Source organism: Verminephrobacter aporrectodeae subsp. tuberculatae At4 (genome assembly GCF_000193225.1).
Lineage (GTDB): Bacteria > Pseudomonadota > Gammaproteobacteria > Burkholderiales > Burkholderiaceae_C > Acidovorax > Acidovorax aporrectodeae.
Genome location: NZ_AFAL01000103.1, coordinates 1 through 2,270 on the forward strand (window position 1 = coordinate 1; position 2,270 = coordinate 2,270).

Sequence of the window (2,270 nt, forward strand, 5' to 3'; positions counted from 1 at the left end):
GCGCTCGCGGGCCCACTCGACGGTCCATTCGATGCAGTTGTTCAAGGACTCGAGCGTGCTCGCCGAGCACCACAGGCGCTCTTCCTGAAACTGCTGCATCTGGTAGATGAAGCCCTGCCCCTCGGCGCCGATGCGGTAGCGCTGCGGCACGCGCACCGCGTCGAAATGGATCAGCCCCGTGTCGCTGCTGTGCATGCCGATCTTGCGGATCTTGCGCGCCAGTTCCACGCCCGGCGTCAGGCTGCCGCCCGGTCCGTCGCGCAGTGGCACCAGCACCAGGCTCTTGTTCTTGTGCGCGGGGCCGTCGCCGGTGTTCACGAGCATGCACATCCAGTCGGCCTGCAGGCCGTTGGTGATCCACATTTTCTGACCGCTGATCAGGTAGTCGTCGCCGTCCTTGCGCGCCGTGCTCCTGATTCCCGACACGTCGCTGCCCGCAGCGGGCTCGCTCACCCCGATGCAGCCCACCATGTCGCCAGCAATCGCCGGGGCCAGGAACTGCTGGCGCAGCGCATCGCTGCCGTAGCGCGCGAGCGCCGGGGTGCACATGTCGGTCTGCACGCCGATCGCCATGGGCACGCCGCCGCAGTGGATATGGCCCAGCGTCTCGGCCATGGCCAGGCTGTAGGAGTAGTCCAGCCCCGCGCCGCCGCAGGACTCGGGCTTGCACAGGCCCAGCAGGCCGAGGCGGCCGAGCTTTTTGAACAGCGCGTGCGCGGGAAACGTCTCGGCCGCCTCCCAGTCGTCCACGTGGGGGTTGATCTCCTCGTCGATGAAGCGCTTGAGGGTCTTTTGTATTTCGCGGTGCTCGTGCGTGAACTGCATGCTGTTGTCTCCGTGGGGGCTGCGTTGCCTGGGCGGGGGCGAGGGAACTACATGCGCGCCACGCCGAACTGCATGCACCGGGGCGCGCGCGCATCGCCCTCGGCGCAGGTGGCCAGGCAGAACGCGAGCACGGCGCGCGTCTCGCGCGGGTCGATCACGCCGTCGTCGAGCAGCAGGCCGCTGGTATGGAACGCGTCGGCCTGGGACTCGAACATGCTCACGATCGCGTCGAACCGGTCCTGGGACTCCCGAGAATCCGGGGAGTTGGCGTCGGCGCCGGGCGGGAGGCCCTTGCGCGCGCGCGCCGCCCGGGTGATGGTCTGCATGGTGCGCGCGGCCTGTTCGCCGCCCATGACGGCGGTCCTCGCGCCGGGCCAGCTGAACAGAAAGCGCGGCGCGTAGCCGCGCCCGCACATGCCGTAGTTTCCCGCGCCGAAGCTCGCGCCGCACTGGATGGTGATCTGCGCCACCGTGGCATTCGCCACGGCCTGGATCATCTTGCTACCGTGCTTGATCATTCCGCCCTGCTCGCTGTCGCGGCCGACCATGAAGCCCGTGGTGTTTTGCAGGTAGACGATGGGCTGGCCCAGCTGGCACATCCACTGGATGAAGTGCGTGGCCTTGTTTGCGCCCGCCACGTCGATGGCGCCGTTGTTGCTGATCAGCCCCACGGGCCGCCCGGCGATGCGCGCCTGCACGCACAGGGTGGCGGCGCCATGGCGGGCCTTGAATTCAAGCAGCTGCGATCCGTCGACGATGCGCGCGATGATCTCGCGCATGTCCACGGGCTGGCGCAGGTCGTCGGGCATGAGGGTCAGCAGATCGTCGGCGGCGAGCAGGGGTTCGGTGCCTTGCGCGCCATCGCCTGGCACGCCCGCAGCCCCCCAGTCCGTGGCCGCGAGCACGGCGCGCGCCAGGCCGATGGCTTCGCGGTCGTCCCGCGCCAGGTACTCGCCCAGGCCCGATACGGCGGTGTGCATCTCGGCGCCGCCCAGTTCCTCCTCGGTGGCGATCTCGCCCGTGGCGGCCTGCAGCAGCGGTGGCCCGGCCAGAAAAGCGTGCGCACGGTGCTGGACCATGATGACCACGTCCGACAACCCCGGCAGGTAGGCGCCGCCCGCCGTACCCGAGCCGTGCAGCAGCGTGATCACCGGAATCCCCGCCGCCGACAGGCGCGCGAGGTTGCGAAACAGGCTGCCGCCGCGCACGAATTCCTCGACCCGGTAGTGCATGAGGTTGGCGCCCGCGCTCTCCACCAGGTGCACGAAGGGCAGGCGGTTCTGGAGCGCGATCTCCTGCACGCGCAGGAGCTTTTCCAGCCCCATGGGCTGGATCGCCCCGGCCTCGATCCCCGAGTCGCTGGCCACGACCATGCAGCGCACGCCCGAGACAAAGCTGATTCCCGCGATCATGCCGCCGCCGGGAACCGATTTCTGCGTGTCCGG

2 protein-coding genes are annotated in these 2,270 nt (G+C 69.3%); both read right to left on the reverse strand.

From position 1 onward, the window contains the following. A partial coding sequence (locus tag VTU_RS0104225) for an acyl-CoA dehydrogenase family protein (protein ID WP_010101134.1) occupies positions 1-825 on the reverse strand: 825 nt, incomplete at its 3' end. A 47-nt stretch (positions 826-872) separates the two neighbouring features. Next, on the reverse strand, positions 873-2,270 hold a 1,398-nt coding region (locus VTU_RS0104230), incomplete at its 5' end, for an acyl-CoA carboxylase subunit beta (protein ID WP_010101136.1).